The sequence below is a fragment of the Ideonella margarita genome (genome assembly GCF_038066635.1).
GTDB classification, from domain to species: domain Bacteria; phylum Pseudomonadota; class Gammaproteobacteria; order Burkholderiales; family Burkholderiaceae_C; genus Ideonella; species Ideonella margarita.
In genome coordinates, this window is the sequence record NZ_JBBUTI010000001.1 from 51,722 (window position 1) to 66,374 (window position 14,653).

At 68.5% G+C, this 14,653-nt stretch carries 14 protein-coding genes; 11 read left to right on the forward strand and 3 right to left on the reverse strand.

From position 1 onward, the window contains the following. The first annotated feature begins 16 nt into the window (after nt 1-16). Entirely contained in the window at nt 17-1,996 is a 1,980-nt protein-coding gene (locus AACH00_RS00255; RefSeq protein WP_341396930.1) for a putative bifunctional diguanylate cyclase/phosphodiesterase, read from the forward strand. Nucleotides 1,997-2,017: 21 nt separating this feature from the next. On the opposite strand, the gene AACH00_RS00260 is transcribed toward AACH00_RS00255, so the two are convergent. Continuing rightward, a complete protein-coding gene (locus AACH00_RS00260; RefSeq protein ID WP_341396931.1) occupies nt 2,018-3,115 on the reverse strand; it encodes a DNA glycosylase AlkZ-like family protein in 1,098 nt (365 codons plus the stop codon). Nucleotides 3,116-3,183: 68 nt separating this feature from the next. Here AACH00_RS00260 and purT point away from each other — a divergent pair, with 68 nt between their 5' ends. Both purT and AACH00_RS00270 read left to right on the forward strand, forming a co-directional pair. Beyond that, nucleotides 3,184-4,386 carry a formate-dependent phosphoribosylglycinamide formyltransferase gene (gene purT, locus AACH00_RS00265; protein WP_341396932.1) on the forward strand — a complete coding sequence of 401 codons (1,203 nt, stop codon included), beginning with the start codon at nt 3,184-3,186 and terminating at the stop codon, nt 4,384-4,386. A 68-nt stretch (nt 4,387-4,454) separates the two neighbouring features. Beyond that, nucleotides 4,455-5,504, forward strand: coding sequence for a ProQ/FINO family protein (locus AACH00_RS00270; RefSeq protein WP_341396933.1), 1,050 nt, complete (start codon nt 4,455-4,457; stop codon nt 5,502-5,504). Nucleotides 5,505-5,621: 117 nt separating this feature from the next. Here AACH00_RS00270 and AACH00_RS00275 read toward each other — a convergent pair whose 3' ends face one another. Next, nucleotides 5,622-6,320 carry a c-type cytochrome gene (locus tag AACH00_RS00275; protein WP_341396934.1) on the reverse strand — a complete coding sequence of 233 codons (699 nt, stop codon included), beginning with the start codon at nt 6,318-6,320 and terminating at the stop codon, nt 5,622-5,624. A gap of 138 nt (nt 6,321-6,458) precedes the next feature. Between AACH00_RS00275 and AACH00_RS00280 the strand changes: the two genes are divergently transcribed. After that, entirely contained in the window at nt 6,459-7,445 is a 987-nt protein-coding gene (locus AACH00_RS00280) for a hypothetical protein (protein ID WP_341396935.1), read from the forward strand. A gap of 100 nt (nt 7,446-7,545) precedes the next feature. Here the strand turns inward: AACH00_RS00280 and metK are convergent, their stop codons facing one another. Beyond that, nucleotides 7,546-8,727, reverse strand: coding sequence for a methionine adenosyltransferase (metK, locus tag AACH00_RS00285; protein ID WP_341396936.1), 1,182 nt, complete (start codon nt 8,725-8,727; stop codon nt 7,546-7,548). A gap of 192 nt (nt 8,728-8,919) precedes the next feature. On the opposite strand from metK, the gene AACH00_RS00290 reads away from it, so the two are divergent. The 7 genes from AACH00_RS00290 to AACH00_RS00320 all read left to right on the forward strand — a co-directional run bounded on the left by AACH00_RS00290 (nt 8,920) and on the right by AACH00_RS00320 (nt 14,634). After that, the gene (locus AACH00_RS00290; RefSeq protein WP_341396937.1) at nt 8,920-9,792 is read left to right on the forward strand and encodes a lysophospholipid acyltransferase family protein; all 873 of its coding nucleotides are present in this window, start codon (nt 8,920-8,922) and stop codon (nt 9,790-9,792) included. Continuing rightward, on the forward strand, nt 9,789-10,691 hold the full coding sequence (locus AACH00_RS00295) for an LpxL/LpxP family acyltransferase (protein ID WP_341396938.1): 903 nt from the start codon (nt 9,789-9,791) through the stop codon (nt 10,689-10,691). Before AACH00_RS00290 ends, AACH00_RS00295 begins: the two co-directional genes overlap by 4 nt. A 79-nt stretch (nt 10,692-10,770) precedes the next feature. Beyond that, nucleotides 10,771-11,628, forward strand: a complete 858-nt coding sequence (gene dapF, locus AACH00_RS00300; protein WP_341396939.1) for a diaminopimelate epimerase — start codon at nt 10,771-10,773, stop codon at nt 11,626-11,628. After that, the gene (locus tag AACH00_RS00305) at nt 11,625-12,320 is read left to right on the forward strand and encodes a DUF484 family protein (protein WP_341396940.1); all 696 of its coding nucleotides are present in this window, start codon (nt 11,625-11,627) and stop codon (nt 12,318-12,320) included. Before dapF ends, AACH00_RS00305 begins: the two co-directional genes overlap by 4 nt. Before the next feature lie 8 nt (nt 12,321-12,328). Next, on the forward strand, nt 12,329-13,264 hold the full coding sequence (gene xerC / locus AACH00_RS00310) for a tyrosine recombinase XerC (protein WP_341396941.1): 936 nt from the start codon (nt 12,329-12,331) through the stop codon (nt 13,262-13,264). Between the two features lie 138 nt (nt 13,265-13,402). Next, nucleotides 13,403-13,750 carry a GntR family transcriptional regulator gene (locus AACH00_RS00315; RefSeq protein WP_341396942.1) on the forward strand — a complete coding sequence of 116 codons (348 nt, stop codon included), beginning with the start codon at nt 13,403-13,405 and terminating at the stop codon, nt 13,748-13,750. After that, nucleotides 13,747-14,634: an ABC transporter ATP-binding protein gene (locus tag AACH00_RS00320; RefSeq protein WP_341396943.1), complete on the forward strand. Its 888-nt coding sequence runs from the start codon at nt 13,747-13,749 to the stop codon at nt 14,632-14,634. The genes AACH00_RS00315 and AACH00_RS00320 overlap by 4 nt, the downstream gene beginning before the upstream one ends. Nucleotides 14,635-14,653 lie beyond the last annotated feature (19 nt).

The window sequence follows — 14,653 nt, forward strand, 5'->3', positions numbered from 1 at the left end:
GATGCGCCCCGGCCCCATGACGCCCCCACCCAAGCCCTACCGACGATTGCCTTTGCTGATGGCCACCCTGGCCGGGGTGGGCCTGGCTGCGGCTGCGGCCTGGTGGGTGCCGCACCTGGCTGCCGACCACCTGCTGGCCGAGGAGGCCCGGGCTTCCTCGCTGGACTGGGCCGAGGTGGTGCTCCGGGCCGTGCCTGGCCTGGACGATGCGCTGGACAGTCGGGGCGTCAGCGAAGACACCCTGCAACACCTGCGTGAATTCCGCGGTTTCCACGAGGTGGACCGCTTCAAGGTGTTCCTGCCGGATGGCCGCATGCTGCTGTCCTCCACGGCCTTGCCTGCGCCGGGGCTGCCTGTGCCACCCCCTTCCAGCGAGATCGAGGCAGACGTGCTGGCCGTCGCCCGGCTGGCTGCGCCTGCCGTTGACCTGCGGCATGGTGATGGCGTGACTGCACCAGCCGTGTTCAGCGAAACACTGGTGCCGCTGGTGCAGGACGGGCGCGTGCTCGGCGTGGTCGAGGTCTATGTCGATCAGCAACGTCGCGCCCACCTGATCCGGAACGCCTTTGCCCAGGTCAGCGCCACCGTGCTGGCGGCCTTGCTGCTGCTGGGCGGCCTGGCAGCCTGGCACTGGCACCGCCGCAACCTGGCGCAGTGGGAGGCCGAGGAGCGCGTGCGCTACCTGGCCCTGCACGACCCGCTGTGCGGCACGTTGAACCGCGTCAGCTTTCACGATGCGCTGAGGTTGCAGGTGAAGCTGCAGGGGAAGCTGCAAGACAAGGCGGCGACGGCAGGCCAGGGCTTCGCCGTGCTGTGCATCAACCTCGACCACTTCAAGCAGGTCAATGACACGCAGGGCCTGGAGGCCGGTGACCAGGTGCTGAGCGAGGTGGGCCGCCGCCTGCGCGCGCTGGTTCGCCACGGCGACCAGGTGGCCCGGCTGGGCAGCGATGAATTTGCGATCCTGCAAACCAACGTGGCCGACGCGCACGACGTGGCGCAACTGGCCCTGCGGGTGGTGGACGAACTGGCGCGTCCCTTCGTGCTCCAGACTGAGCCACTGACGCTGGGTGCCAGTGTCGGCGCGGCCCTGTGGGGCGTGGACGCCACCGATGTCGACGGCCTGATGCACAAGGCGGATCTGGCCCTGTTCCGCGCCAAATCCGATGGCCGCGGCACCTTCAGCTTCTACGACGCCGGTCTGGACGAGCGCCTGCAGCAGCGGCGTGACCTGACCCGGGATCTGGCCCGGGCCATCACGGCCGGTGAGTTGTCGCTGAACTACCAGCCCTTGTTTGAGGCTGGCGGAAAAACGCTGACCGGCTACGAGGCCCTGGCCCGCTGGCATCACCCGGTGCGCGGCCCCATTTCGCCGGCCGAGTTCATTCCACTCGCTGAAGATGCCGGGCTGATCGAGGCCCTGGGCAGCTGGGTGTTGCGCACCGCCTGCGCGGAAGCCGCGACCTGGCCGGGCCACTTGACGGTGGCGGTCAATCTGTCGGCGGCGCAGTTCCGGCATGGCGATCTGGTGTCGCTGGTGCAGCAGGCATTGCACGACACCGGCTTGAGCGCCCACCGGCTGGAGGTGGAGGTGACCGAAAGCCTGCTGATCAGCTCGCCCGAGGCGGTGGTGGGCATGTTGCGCGCGCTCGCCGCGACCGGGGTGCGCATCGCCATGGACGACTTCGGCACCGGCTACTCCAGCCTGGCCTACCTGTGGCGCTTTCCCTTCCACAAGCTGAAGATCGACCGCGCCTTCACCCAGAGCATCGAGCACGACGCCAAGGTGCGCGTCATCGTGCGGGCCATCATCAGCCTGGCCCATGCGCTCGACCTGCGCGTGAACGCCGAGGGCGTTGAAACCGAAGGGCAGATGCAGGCGCTCTGCCTGCTGGGCTGCGACGAATTGCAGGGCTACCTGCTGGGCCGGCCCGCGCCGGTCAGTGCCCTGGCGCACCGCGCTGCCATCACGGAGGCGCCCGCTGCGGTGAGCTGACCGGCGCCGAGCCTGCCGGCATCACAGGCCGAGGAAAGTGCTCATGCGCTGCAGCTCGTCGTCCAGCGCCGCCGCATAAGCCGCGTCGGCCGGTGCCTGCCCGGCCACATAGCCCAGCTCCACCGTCAGCCCGCCCGCCTTCACGCCGACATTGGCCCAGCCCACCACCGCGTCGCGCCACAGCAGCGGCAAGGCGTAGTGGCCGTATAGCCGCTTCGGCGCGGGTGTGTAGGCCTCCAGCCGGTAAGGCCAGCCCCAGAGCAGCTCGAAGCGGCCGCGGTCCCAGACCACCGGGTCGAACGGCGCCAGCAGGCGCACCTCGTCTCCCACGGCCCAGCGCTTGGCGCGCGGGTTTTCGCCTTCGGGCCAGTACCAGTCCACCCCGTCTATCTGCACGGTGGGCAAGGTGCGCCGGGCGCGCGCCAGTGCAGCACGGCATTCGACTTTCAGGTGCGGTGCGCCGTAGCCGAGCAGCTGCACCAGGTAGCTGAAGCTGCGGGCGGGCAGGGGCGCGTACTTGGCCAGGATCAGGGCCACCAGCGCGTCGGCCCGTGCGGCGCGGGCGTCGGGGCTATCGTCAACCTCCGGATGCGCCACCGCCTCATAGACGCGGGTGCCCGACACCCGGTGCGACACCCGCAGCATTCCGCGGTAATGCATGCCGTCGAGCAGGTGCGTGCTGGCGTTCAGGTCGGCACCCCAGTAGCCTTTCACCGTGCCGTGGTTGAAGGCGGCCTGCACGTCTTTTGGATGCGTCGGGCCCCGGGCCCGCACGAAGGCCAGCACCTCGTCGGCCTGGGCGCGCGTGGTGGCGTCCCAGGCCCGGCGGGCGGTGCGTGGGTGCAGCAGCGGCAGCACGGTGCGGGTCAAGAAGCCGTAGTTCACCAGGCAGTCTTCCTCCACGCCCAGGCGCGGGTACAGCGCTTCCAGATCGCCGGCGCGGTAGTCGCTGACGCGGTGGCGCAGCGTCAGGTCTTGCGCGCGCGCTGGTGCCCGGATGGGGTCGGCCTGCACGAAGCCGAGTCGCTGGATCACGCGCTTGAGCGTGGTGGGGGGCAGCAGGCTGCGCGCCACCGCATGGCGGCGCAGGTCGGCAATGTGCGGCTGAGGTGCAGGCATCCCGGCATCATGCCGCGCCGCTGCCGGGTGACAATCCGGGCCTCTCCGGCCTACCTTCCATGAACACCATGACCACTCTTGGCACCCCCCTGTCGCCGTCCGCTACCCGTGTGATGTTGCTGGGCTCCGGCGAGCTGGGCAAGGAAGTGCTGATCGCACTTCAGCGCCTGGGCGTCGAAACCATCGCGGTTGACCGTTACGACAACGCGCCCGGCCAGCAGGTGGCCCACCACGCGCGCACCATCACCATGAGCGACCCCGCGCAACTGCGCGCCCTGCTCGAAGCCGAGAAGCCCGATCTGGTGGTGCCCGAGATCGAAGCCATCGCCACCCCGGTGCTCGAAGCGATGGAGGCCGAGGGCCTGATCCGCTGCATCCCCACGGCCCGCGCCGCCCGCCTGACGATGGACCGCGAAGGTATCCGTCGCCTGGCCGCTGAAACCCTCGGCCTGCCGACCAGCCCGTACAAGTTCTGCGATTCGCTGGAAGAGCTGCAGGCCGCCATCGACGGCGGCATCGGCTACCCCTGCGTGGTCAAGCCGGTGATGAGCAGCTCGGGCAAGGGCCAGAGCAAGATCGACGGCCCGGCCGACGTGAAGGTGGCCTGGGACTACGCCATGGCCGGTGGCCGTGTCGGCCCGGGCCGCATCATCGTGGAAGGCTTCATCGACTTCGACTACGAAATCACCCAGCTCACCGTGCGCGCCCTGGGTGCCGACGGTGCGGTGGAAACCCAGTTCTGCGACCCGATCGGCCATGTGCAGGTCAGCGGCGATTACGTGGAGAGCTGGCAGCCGCACCCGATGAGCCCGGTGGCGCTGGCCGAATCGCGCCGCGTGGCCAAGGCCGTGACCGACAACCTCGGGGGCCAGGGCCTGTTCGGCGTCGAGCTGTTCGTCAAGGGCGACCAGGTCTGGTTCAGTGAAGTCAGCCCGCGCCCGCACGACACCGGCATGGTCACCATGATCACGCAGTGGCAGAACGAGTTCGAGCTGCATGCCCGCGCCATCCTCGGCCTGCCGGTCAACACCGCGCTGAAGAGCCCGGGCGCCAGCGCCGTGATCTACGGCGGGGTGGATGCCACCGGCATCGCCTTCTCGGGCGTGGATGAAGCGCTGCGTGTGCCCAACAGCGAAGTGCGCCTGTTCGGCAAGCCGGAAAGCTTCGTCAAGCGCCGCATGGGCGTGGCGCTGGTTCACGACGCGGACGTCGAAAAAGCCCGTGTCCAGGCCAAGCTGGCGGCCTCCAAGGTCAAACCGCACACAGCCTGATCAAAGGGCGACAGGCGCAAGCGGGCGGGGCGGGGCACAATCGCGCTTTTCCTCGCTCCTTGAATTGCATGTCGTCTTCGACCGAAAACGCGGCGCCGGCCGCTGAAAACCTGATCCCGGCTGACGTTCCGGACGCTACCCCCGTGGTGGCTGAAGCGGTGACGTCTGCTGACGCGATCGCAGCGCCGGCCGTGGTGGATGCTGATGCGGCGTCTGCCGACGCGGCAGACGCTGCGGCGGATGGCGATGTTGTCAATGACGTTGGCAATGACGCCGATGTTGCCAATGACGTTGGCAACGACGTTGCCGACAGCGATGCTTCCGACGACGCACCGGCCACCGGCGCTGCGCCTGCTGCCGCTGCTGCGCCCGGCATGTCGCCCGCTGCCTGCGCGCGTGAGCTGAAGAAGCGTTTCCCGGCGCTGTTCGGTGATTCGCCCAAGCCCCTGAAGCTGCGCATCCAGGCCGACATCCAGGAAGCCGCGCCCGGCGTGTTCACGAAGAAGGCCCTGTCCATCTTCCTGCACCGCCACACGGGCAGCACGGCTTATCTGGCCTCGCTGTCGCGCGCCACCAAGCGTTTTGATCTGACCGGTCAGCCGGCAGGCGAGCTGAGCGAAGAGCACCGCGCCGCGGCGGCTGAAGAACTCAAGCGCCGTCGTGCCATCAATGAAGAGCGCCGTGCCGCGGAAGACGAAGCCCGTCGCCAACGCATCCAGCTGCTGCGCGACTTCGAGCAGACCACGCTGACCCGCGCCAACTTCTGCGCCCTCAAGGGCGTGGCCGATGCCGACCTCGACAACCTGCTGGCTGCTGCCCGCGTGGAAGCAGCCGAGTGGGCTGCACGCCGCCCGGAACCGGGCCGAGGTGATCGTCGGGATGGTCGCGGTGACGGCCGCGGCGCCCCTCGTGGCGATCGCCCGCGTGGTGATGCACCGCGAGGCCAGGGCCCGCGCGGTGGTCGTCCTGACGGTGCGCGCCAAGCCGGCCCGCGTGGCCCGCGTCCGGACGGCGAACGCGCCGCGCCGCGCGGTGATCGTCGTCCGCCGCGTCGCGAAGGCGGCGGTGGTGGCCAAGATGGCAACCAAGGCGGCAATCAAGGCAACACGACCAGCTGATGCCTGCGCCGAGCCCCTGCAGGTCAGGGGCTTCGCTGCCAACATCAAGCGCCCGGCGAGAGCCCGGCGCTTTTTTCATGCCCGGCGGGCCTGCAGCCCCTCGCTCAGCGCCGCAACTCAGCGGGTTTGCAGCCAGGCCGCCACGGCCTGCAGCTGGGCCGGGCTCATCGGTGCCGTTTCCTGCTCCATCAGGATGCCGTGCGGCCGCTGGCGGGCCTGGAAGGCCTGCAGTTGCTGCAGCAGGTAGGGCGCATGTTGCCCGGCCAGGCGCGGGAAGCTCGCGGCACCCTCGGCCGCATCGCCGTGGCACGAGGCACAGGCGCGCACCCCGCGCTCCGGCTGTCCCTTGATGAACAGGCGCTGGCCCTCCGCCAGCACGTCGGCCGAGGCACCTGAGGGCCGGCCGGACAGCGGAATCTGCCGCTCGAAATAGTCCCCCAGGCTGCGAATGGCTGCGTCGTCCAGCCAGCCTGCCACGGCCTGCATGTCGCCGCTGCGGTGCACCTCGAAGCGCTCCTCGCTGCGCAAGGCCTTCAGCTGGCGCTGGATGTAGTTGGAACGCTGGCCCGCCAGCACCGGAAACTCCGGTCGCAGGCTGCGGCCATCTTCGCCGTGGCAGCTGGCGCAGATCTGCACCACGCGTTGCACGGTGGCTGACGACAGGGTGTCGGTGGGTGCTGTTGGCACTGGACCAGCCGCATTGCCAAGGGCGGGGGCCAGCAGGCAGATGGCGGCCAGGGCCAGGGCTGCGCGCGCATGACGCGGTCGGGTGGCTCGCCGTGGGGCGAGGCTTGGTGAGAGGCGTGTGGTGACCATCACCCATTCAACCGCAGCCCGGGGCTGCCTGGCGGTGCTGCAGCGCGCTTTGTCCCCTCTGATTGATGAAGCTCAAACTCCGACATCGCCTGATGACCGTGGCTAAACTTCGGGCCTACAAATATTCACGGAGTCCACATGACTGGTTCACGTTTCATGCGCGTGTCCTTCCTTCGCCCCTCGCTGCTGGCCCTGGCCAGCGCGGCCATGCTGGCCGCCTGCGGTGGCGGTGGTGGTGACAGCGGCGGCTCGTCCAGCACCCAGCTGGCCATCACGTCTGACAACGCCACCTCGGCTGCCCGTGCGGGCGTCGCCGGCATGATCACCAGCGAGATGGCCGGCACGGCCGACAACGGTGTTTTTGGCACGTCCGGCGTCAACGGCATCGTCGATCTGCAGACGCGCCGCGCCCAGTCGCTGGCCGCGCACGCGCTGGCCCAGGGCCGCAGCCATATCGCGGCTTCTGCCACGGTGAATTGCGCCGTCAGCGGCTCGATGACGGTGAACTTCGACGACAGGAACGGCAATGGCGCGTTTGATGCGGTGGGCGAGTCCATCAGCATCTCCGCAGCGAATTGCGTGCAGGACGCCGGCTCCTCACTCAGCGGCGCCTTCACCCTGACGCTGAACCAGTTCACCAGCCTGACCAACCTGACGCTGGGCCTGAGCTTCAGCAACTTCTCGGCTTCAGATGCCGCGTCCGGCATGTCGACTGCCATCAACGGCAGCCTGACGGCCGCGCGCAGCAGCGCCACGCTGGTGACCGTGCGCAGCGACGCGCTGACGGTGGGCGTCACGGCCAAGGGCAGCAGCCACAGCTACAGCGCGCAGGGCCTGGTGGCCACGGTGGACGCCAACAGCACCCGCACCCAGCAGACCCTGTCGGGCACCTTCAGCAGCAGCGACTTTGGCGGCAAGTCAGTCAAGGTCAGCACGCCGGTGGCGGTGCAGACGCTGGCTGCTGACGATTACCCGTCGTCGGGCACCGTGCTGGTGGAAGGTTCCACGGGCTCGGCCGTGAAGCTCGAGGCGGTGAGCGCCACTCAAGTGCGCCAGTCGCTGGATGCCAACGGTGACGGCACGTTCGAGAGCACGGTGGTCAAGCTCTGGAGCGAGCTGTTCTGACGACCGGCCGGCGTGAATGAAAAAGGGCGGCCCGAGAGGCCGCCCTTTTGTTTGGTGTTGCACCCACGCCCGCAAGGCGGACCTGGGCGCCACCCCTGTCTTACAGCCCAGCTGCGGCCCGAAGTGCCGCGGCCTTGTCGGTTCTTTCCCAGGTGAATTCCGGCTCTTCGCGGCCGAAGTGGCCGTAGGCGGCGGTCTTGGAGTAGATCGGGCGCAGCAGGTCCAGCATCTGGATGATGCCCTTCGGACGCAGGTCGAAGTGCGCCTGCACCAGCTCGGCAATCTTCTCGTCGGGGATGACGCCCGTGCCTTCGGTGTAGACGGTCACGTTCATCGGGCGGGCCACGCCGATGGCGTACGCCACCTGGATCTGGCACTGGCGCGCCAGGCCGGCGGCCACGATGTTCTTGGCCACGTAGCGTGCGGCGTAGGCGGCCGAGCGGTCCACCTTGGTGGGGTCCTTGCCCGAGAACGCGCCACCGCCGTGCGGGCAGGCGCCGCCGTAGGTGTCGACGATGATCTTGCGGCCGGTCAGGCCACAGTCACCTTGCGGGCCGCCAATGACAAAACGGCCGGTCGGGTTGATCAGGTACTTGGTGTCCTGCAGCCATTCCTTCGGCAGCACCGGCTTGATGATCTCTTCGATGATGGCTTCGGTGAACGAGGCCTTCATCTTGGTCGAGGTTTCGCTCTGGTCGGGGCTGTGCTGGGTCGACAGCACCACGGTGTCGATCGAGTGCGGCTTGCCGTCGACGTAGCGCATCGTCACCTGGCTCTTGGCGTCCGGGCGAAGGAAGGGCAGGCGGCCGTCCTTGCGCAGCTGCGCCTGGCGCTCCACCAGGCGGTGGGCGTAGTAGATCGGCGCGGGCATCAGCTCCGGCGTCTCGTCGCAGGCGTAGCCGAACATCAGGCCCTGGTCGCCAGCGCCGATGTTCAGGTAGTCGTCGGACGCGCGGTCCACGCCCTGGGCGATGTCGTTCGATTGCTTGTCGTAGGCCACGAGCACGGCGCAGCCCTTGTAGTCGATGCCGTATTCGGTGTTGTCGTAGCCGATGCGCTTGATGGTGTCGCGGGCGACCTGGATGTAGTCGACGTTGGCTTGCGTGGTGATTTCACCGGCCAGCACCACCAGACCGGTGTTGGTCAGGGTTTCAGCGGCCACGCGTGACAGCGGATCCTGCGCGAAGATCGCGTCGAGGATCGCGTCGGAGATCTGGTCCGCAACCTTGTCGGGGTGACCTTCCGAGACGGACTCGGAGGTAAAGAGATAATCGTTCGCCATGTTGTTCTCACTGGTTGCACTGACACTGAGGCGTCGTCCTGCTCGGCAACCAAAATGAGCGGCGAACGCTTTAGCGGCATTTGTCAGGTCGATTTCATGCGAAATCAGCCCGGCAGGATCGGTGAATAACCCCCTGCATCGCCCCGCAAGTTGTCCTGTTAACTCGGCGATGAATCGAATCTTATCTGAAGCATGAAGCTGTTGCTGCGCTGGATATCACGTTGGCCCTTGCCGCTGGTGCGCTTTTTGGGCGCCGGGCTGGGCTGGCTCGCCTGGGGCCTGTCGCCCACCTACCGCCGCCGTCTGGCGCTCAACGCCACGCTGGCCGGGCTCACGCCCGAGCAGCAGCGCCGTGCGGTGTCAGAGGCCGGCCGCACGGCCGCCGAAGTGCCCTGGCTGTGGTTCCGTGACGCCTCGCGGCCACTCGCGCCGCTGGTGCGCTGGACGGGCCGCGAGCTGGTCGCGCAGGCGCTCGACCACGGCAAGGGCCTGATCCTGCTGACGCCCCACCTCGGCTTCTTCGAGATGGCTGCCCGCGGCTACGCGGAAGAATTCGGTGCGCGCCAGCCCATCACCGTGCTCTACAAGCCGTCGCGCAACCCGCGGCTGGCCGAGATCCAGACCACCGCCCGTGAAGCACCCGGCATGAGCGCCGCACCTGCCAGCCTCTCTGGCGTGCGCCAGTTGCTGCGCGCCCTGCGCAAGGGCGAAACCCTGGGGCTGCTGCCCGACCAGGTGCCGCCAGATGGCCAGGGCGTGTGGGCGCCGTTTTTCGGCCGCACGGCCTACACCATGACGCTGGCCGCGCGCCTGGCCCAGCAAACCGGCGCCACCGTGCTGCTGTGCTGGTGCGAGCGTCTGCCGGGCAGCGCCGGGTTCGCGCTGCACTTCGAACCCATGAACCAGCCGCTGCCCACCGAGCCCGATGACGTGGCTGGCGCGCGCGCGGTGAATGCCGCAATGGAATCGCTCATCCGCCAGAAGCCCGAGCAGTACCTGTGGGCCTACAACCGCTACAAGCCGCCACACGGCTACAGCGGCCCGCCGCCCGAGGAGGCTGCGTGAAGGTGGGCGTGTGGGCGCGTGTGGGCGCCTGGGCGGCCATCGGCCTGATGTGGTGCCTGCACTGGTTGCCACTGCCGCTGCTGGCGGCGCTTGGCCGCGGCTTGGGCGCGGTGCTGTGGCGGGTGGCGCGCTCGCGCCGGCACGTGGCCATGACCAACCTCCGCCTTTGCTTTCCGGAGTTGACCGAAGCGCAGCGCCTGGCGCTGGGGCGTGAGCATTTCGACTGGCTCAGCCGCAGCCTGCTGGAGCGCAGCGTGCTGCTGTTTGCTTCAGCCGGCCGTCTCCGCCGACTGATCCGCATCGACGGCGACATCACCCAGGCCGGCCGGGAAGGCTGGGGCGTGATGTGGCTGCTGCCGCATTTCGTGGGCCTGGAGATCGTCGGCCCGGCGCTGATGCTCAACCAGAGCAAGCCCGGCGTCGACATCTACCAGCGCCAGAGCAACCCGGTGTTTGATGCCTTCCTGCTCAAGTCGCGGGCGCGCTTCGGCCATGCCATTCTGGTCGACCGCGCCTCAGGCATTCGCCCGGTGATGCGGGCCATCCAGCAGCAGGGCGCTGGCTTCGTCAACGCCCCCGACCAGGACTTCGGCCTGAAGGACGCGGCCTTCGTGCCCTTTTTCGGTGTGCCGGCCAGCACCTTGCTGTCGCCTGGCCGCATGGCCCGCAGCATGGGCCTGCGCATCCAGCCCATCGTGATGGAGATGCTGCCCGGGGGGCAGGGTTATGTGGCCCATGTGATGGCCAGCCCGCCCGGCATGGACGACCCCGACCCGGTGCTTGCGGCCACCGCGATGAACCGCTGGCTGGAGGCCCGCATCCGCGAGCGGCCGGCCCAGTACCTGTGGGTGCACCGCCGCTTCAAGAACCGGCCTGCGGGCGAGCCCGGGGTGTATTGAGCGACACCCCTGAGCCGCGCCCGGCCCGCGGCCCTGCAACAGCCCAGTTTTCAGAGGCGGCAGGGCCGATAATCACGGCATGAAGCTGCGATTCACCAAGATGCACGGCGCCGGCAACGACTTTGTCGTGATCGACGCCACGGCTGCACCGCTGTCCTTGAGCAATGCGCAGTTGCGCCTGCTGGGCGACCGCCGCTTCGGCGTGGGCGCCGACCAGATCCTGGTGGTGGAAAAACCCAGCCGCAGCGACGTGGATTTCCGCTACCGCATCTTCAACGGCGCCACGGGTGACGAGGTCGAGCAGTGCGGCAATGGCTCGCGCTGCTTCGTGCGTTATGTGCGCGACCACGGCCTGAGCGAGGCCCGAACCATCCGCGTCGAGACGATCAACAACCTGCTGGAGCTGACGCTGCAGGACGACGGCCGGGTGACGGTGAACATGAACACGCCGATGCTGGCGCCGGAGCAGCTGCCGTTCACGACCGAAGGCCTGCAGCCGCGCCGCGTGGGTGAGGCTGATCTGTGGCCGCTGGCGCTGCAAGGCGGCGTGGTGGCCGAGGTGGCGCTGGTGTCGATGGGCAACCCGCATGCCGTGTTGGTGGTGGCCTCTGCTGACGCTGCCCCGGTGGCCGACTGGGGCCCGCAGATCGAGGCGCATGAACGTTTTCCGCGCAAGGTGAATGCGGGCTTCCTGGAAGTGGTGAGCCGCAACAGCGTGCGGCTGCGCGTGTTCGAGCGCGACGCCGGCGAAACCCTGGCCTGCGGCACCGGCGCGTGTGCGGCCGTGGTGGCCGGCATTCGCCAGGGCCTGCTGGATGCGCGTGTTGATGTGCACACCCGAGGTGGTGTGCTGACGATTGAGTGGGCGGGCGGCCAAGCCCCCGTCATGATGACGGGCCCGGCCGTGACCGTGTTTGAAGGAGAGATGGAACTGTGAGCAGCACCCCCGAGCGCCTGGATGGCATCACCGAAGACGACATCGCGAATTACCTGGTGCACACGCCCGGCTTCTTCGACCGGCATGCCGATGTGCTGGCCACCGTGCAGCTGACGCACCCGCACAGCGGCCGCGCCGTGTCGCTGGCCCAGCGCCAGATGGACATGATGCGTGACCAGGTGCGCCTGCTCGAGCGCCGCATCATGGACATGATCCGAGCCGGCAATGACAACGTCGCTATCGCCGACAAGATGCACCGCTGGACCTGTGCCGTGATGCTGGCCCGCAATGCCAGCCTGCTCGGCCAGGTGCTGGTGGAAGAGCTGAAGCACGAGTTCATGGTGCCGCAGGCAGCGGTGCGGGTGTGGGGCGTGTCGACGCGCTATGCCGGCCTGCCGTGGGCGCAGCCGGTGAGCGAGGACGTGCGCGCCTTCGCCGCCAGCCTGTCCGGCCCCTTCTGCGGCTTGAACAGCAGCTACGAAGCGGCCAACTGGCTGGGCGATGCGTCGCCGGCGCAGTCGCTGGCCATGATCCCGCTGCGTCTGGGCAAGTCGGCCACCGAGTGCTTCGGTCTGCTGGTGCTGGGCTCGCCCGACGCGCTGCGTTACCAGGCCGACATGTCGACCGACTTCCTGGTGCAGATCGGCGACATCGCCAGCGCGGCGCTGGGCCGCATGCTCGTCGAAGACTGATACCTGCCATGCCCGGCGCCACTGCGCTGCCAGAACCCCTGCAGCGCTACCTGACGCACCTGCGGGTAGAGCGCCGGGTGGCCGACCGCACGCTGCAGCTCTACACCGAGGCCCTGGCCCGACTGGTGGCTGGCGCTGCTGACCAAGGCGTGGCCCTGGCCGCGGTGCAGCCCCACCATGTGCGGCGCTGGATGGCGGCGGCGCATGGCGGCGGTTTGTCGCCGCGCAGCCTGGCCCTGATGCTCAGCGCCTGGCGCGGCTTTTACCGCTGGTGGGGCCGCGAGGAAGCGCTCAAGCAGAACCCGGTGGAAGGTGTGCGCCCGCCCAAGGCGCCGCGCCCCTTGCCCAAGGCCCTGCCGGTGGACCAGGCCGTGGCCCTGGCCGACCACCGCAAGCGTGACGGCAACCCGGCCCTGCTGGCCCGTGACCACGCCATCGTCGAGCTGCTCTACGGCAGCGGCCTGCGGGTGGGCGAATTGGTGGGCCTCGATTGGCAAGCCGGCGATGAAGCCGCGGGCTGGGTCGATGTGCCTGACGCCACCGTGCATGTGCTGGGCAAGGGCCGCAAGCGGCGCAGTGTGCCGGTGGGCGGGCCGAGCCTGGCGGCGCTGGCCAACTGGCTGCATCACCGGGCTGATGTGGCCTCACCGGGCGAGCGCGCGCTCTTCGTGAGCCAGCGCGGCACCCGCATCACCGACAGCCAGGTGCGCAGCCGCCTGCGGGCGCTGGCGCAAGACGCCGGGCTGCCCGGTTCGGTGCATCCGCACATGCTGCGTCACAGCTTTGCCTCGCACCTGCTGCAATCCAGCGGTGATCTGCGCGCGGTGCAGGAGCTGCTGGGCCACGCCAACATCAGCACCACGCAGGTCTATACCCGGCTGGATTTCCAGCACTTGGCCAAGGTGTACGACGCCACCCATCCGCGGGCCCGCAAGCGCGATTGAGCCATCGCGGCTGAGCCAGCGAGGCCAGTGCGCGCTGGCTGCATTTCATCCCGCAGTTCTGCAGTCTGTCGCATCGATGCCCGGTGCCGGCGTGTCGCCGATACAGTGTGCTGCATCACCAACACACCGGAGTTCGCGATGCGCACCTGGGACGATCGACAGCCCATCTACCGCCAGCTGGCTGACCAGCTCGCAGGCCGCCTGCTGGACGGCGAGCCCACCGAGGGCGACCCCATGCCATCGGTGCGCCAACTGGCATCGAGCTTCATGATCAACCCGGTCACCGTCAGCCGGGCGCTGCAGGCGCTGAGCGATGACGGCTTGCTCGAAGCCCGACGCGGCATGGGCCTGTACGTGCGGCCCGGTGCCCGCCAGCGACTCAAGGACCTGGAGCGCCAGCGCTTCCTCGACCTGGAATGGCCGCAGCTGCAACAGCGCCTGCGCCGCCTGGGCCTGACACCCGAACAATTGAACTGGGAGGCATGACCACCATGAGCGACATCCTGATCGAGGCCCGTGGCCTGAACATGCATTACGGCAGCAAACATGCCGTGCGCGACCTGAGCTTCAGCATTCCCAAGGGCCGCGTGGTGGGCCTGCTGGGCCACAACGGCGCAGGCAAGACCACGCTGATGAAGGCGCTCTGCGGCCTGGCGCCGCATGAAGGCCATCTGAGCGTGCTGGGCATGGACCCGCGTGCTGACCGCACCGTGTTGCTGCAATCGCTGAGCTACATCCCTGATGTGGCCATCCTGCCGCGCTGGGCGCGTGTGGAAGAGCTCATTTCGCTGATGGCTGGCCTGCATCCGAAGTTCTCGGCGGAGCGGGCCCGGCACCTGCTGCAACGCACCAGCGTGGGCCTGAGCGACAAGGTGAAGAGCCTCTCCAAGGGCATGGTGGTGCAGGCGCACCTGGCGCTGATCGCAGCCATCGATGCCAAGGTGATGATCCTCGACGAGCCGACGCTGGGCCTGGATGTGCTGTCGCGCAAATCGTTCTACGAAATGCTGATCGACGAGTGGTGCGACGGCGAGCGCAGCGTGCTGATCTCGACCCACCAGGTGGAAGAGGTGGAATCGTTGTTGAGCGACGTGATGATGCTCAACGAAGGCCAGATGGTGCTGAACATTCCACTCGACCAGCTCGACCAGCGCTTCGTGGCCCTGAGCCACGACCCGGCCGCCGCTGACGCGATTGCCGCGGCCCACCCGCTGCTGCGCTACCGGCAGCACGGCCAGCAGGCAGCGCTGTTTGACGGCGCCCCGCCGGCCGATGTGCAGGCCCTGGGCCAGCGCCTGCGCCCCAACCTGGTTGATCTGTTCGTGGCCCTGACCCGCGCCCCTGAACTCAATGCCCGCAGCGCTCGCTGAGCCCGCGCCGAGGAGAACA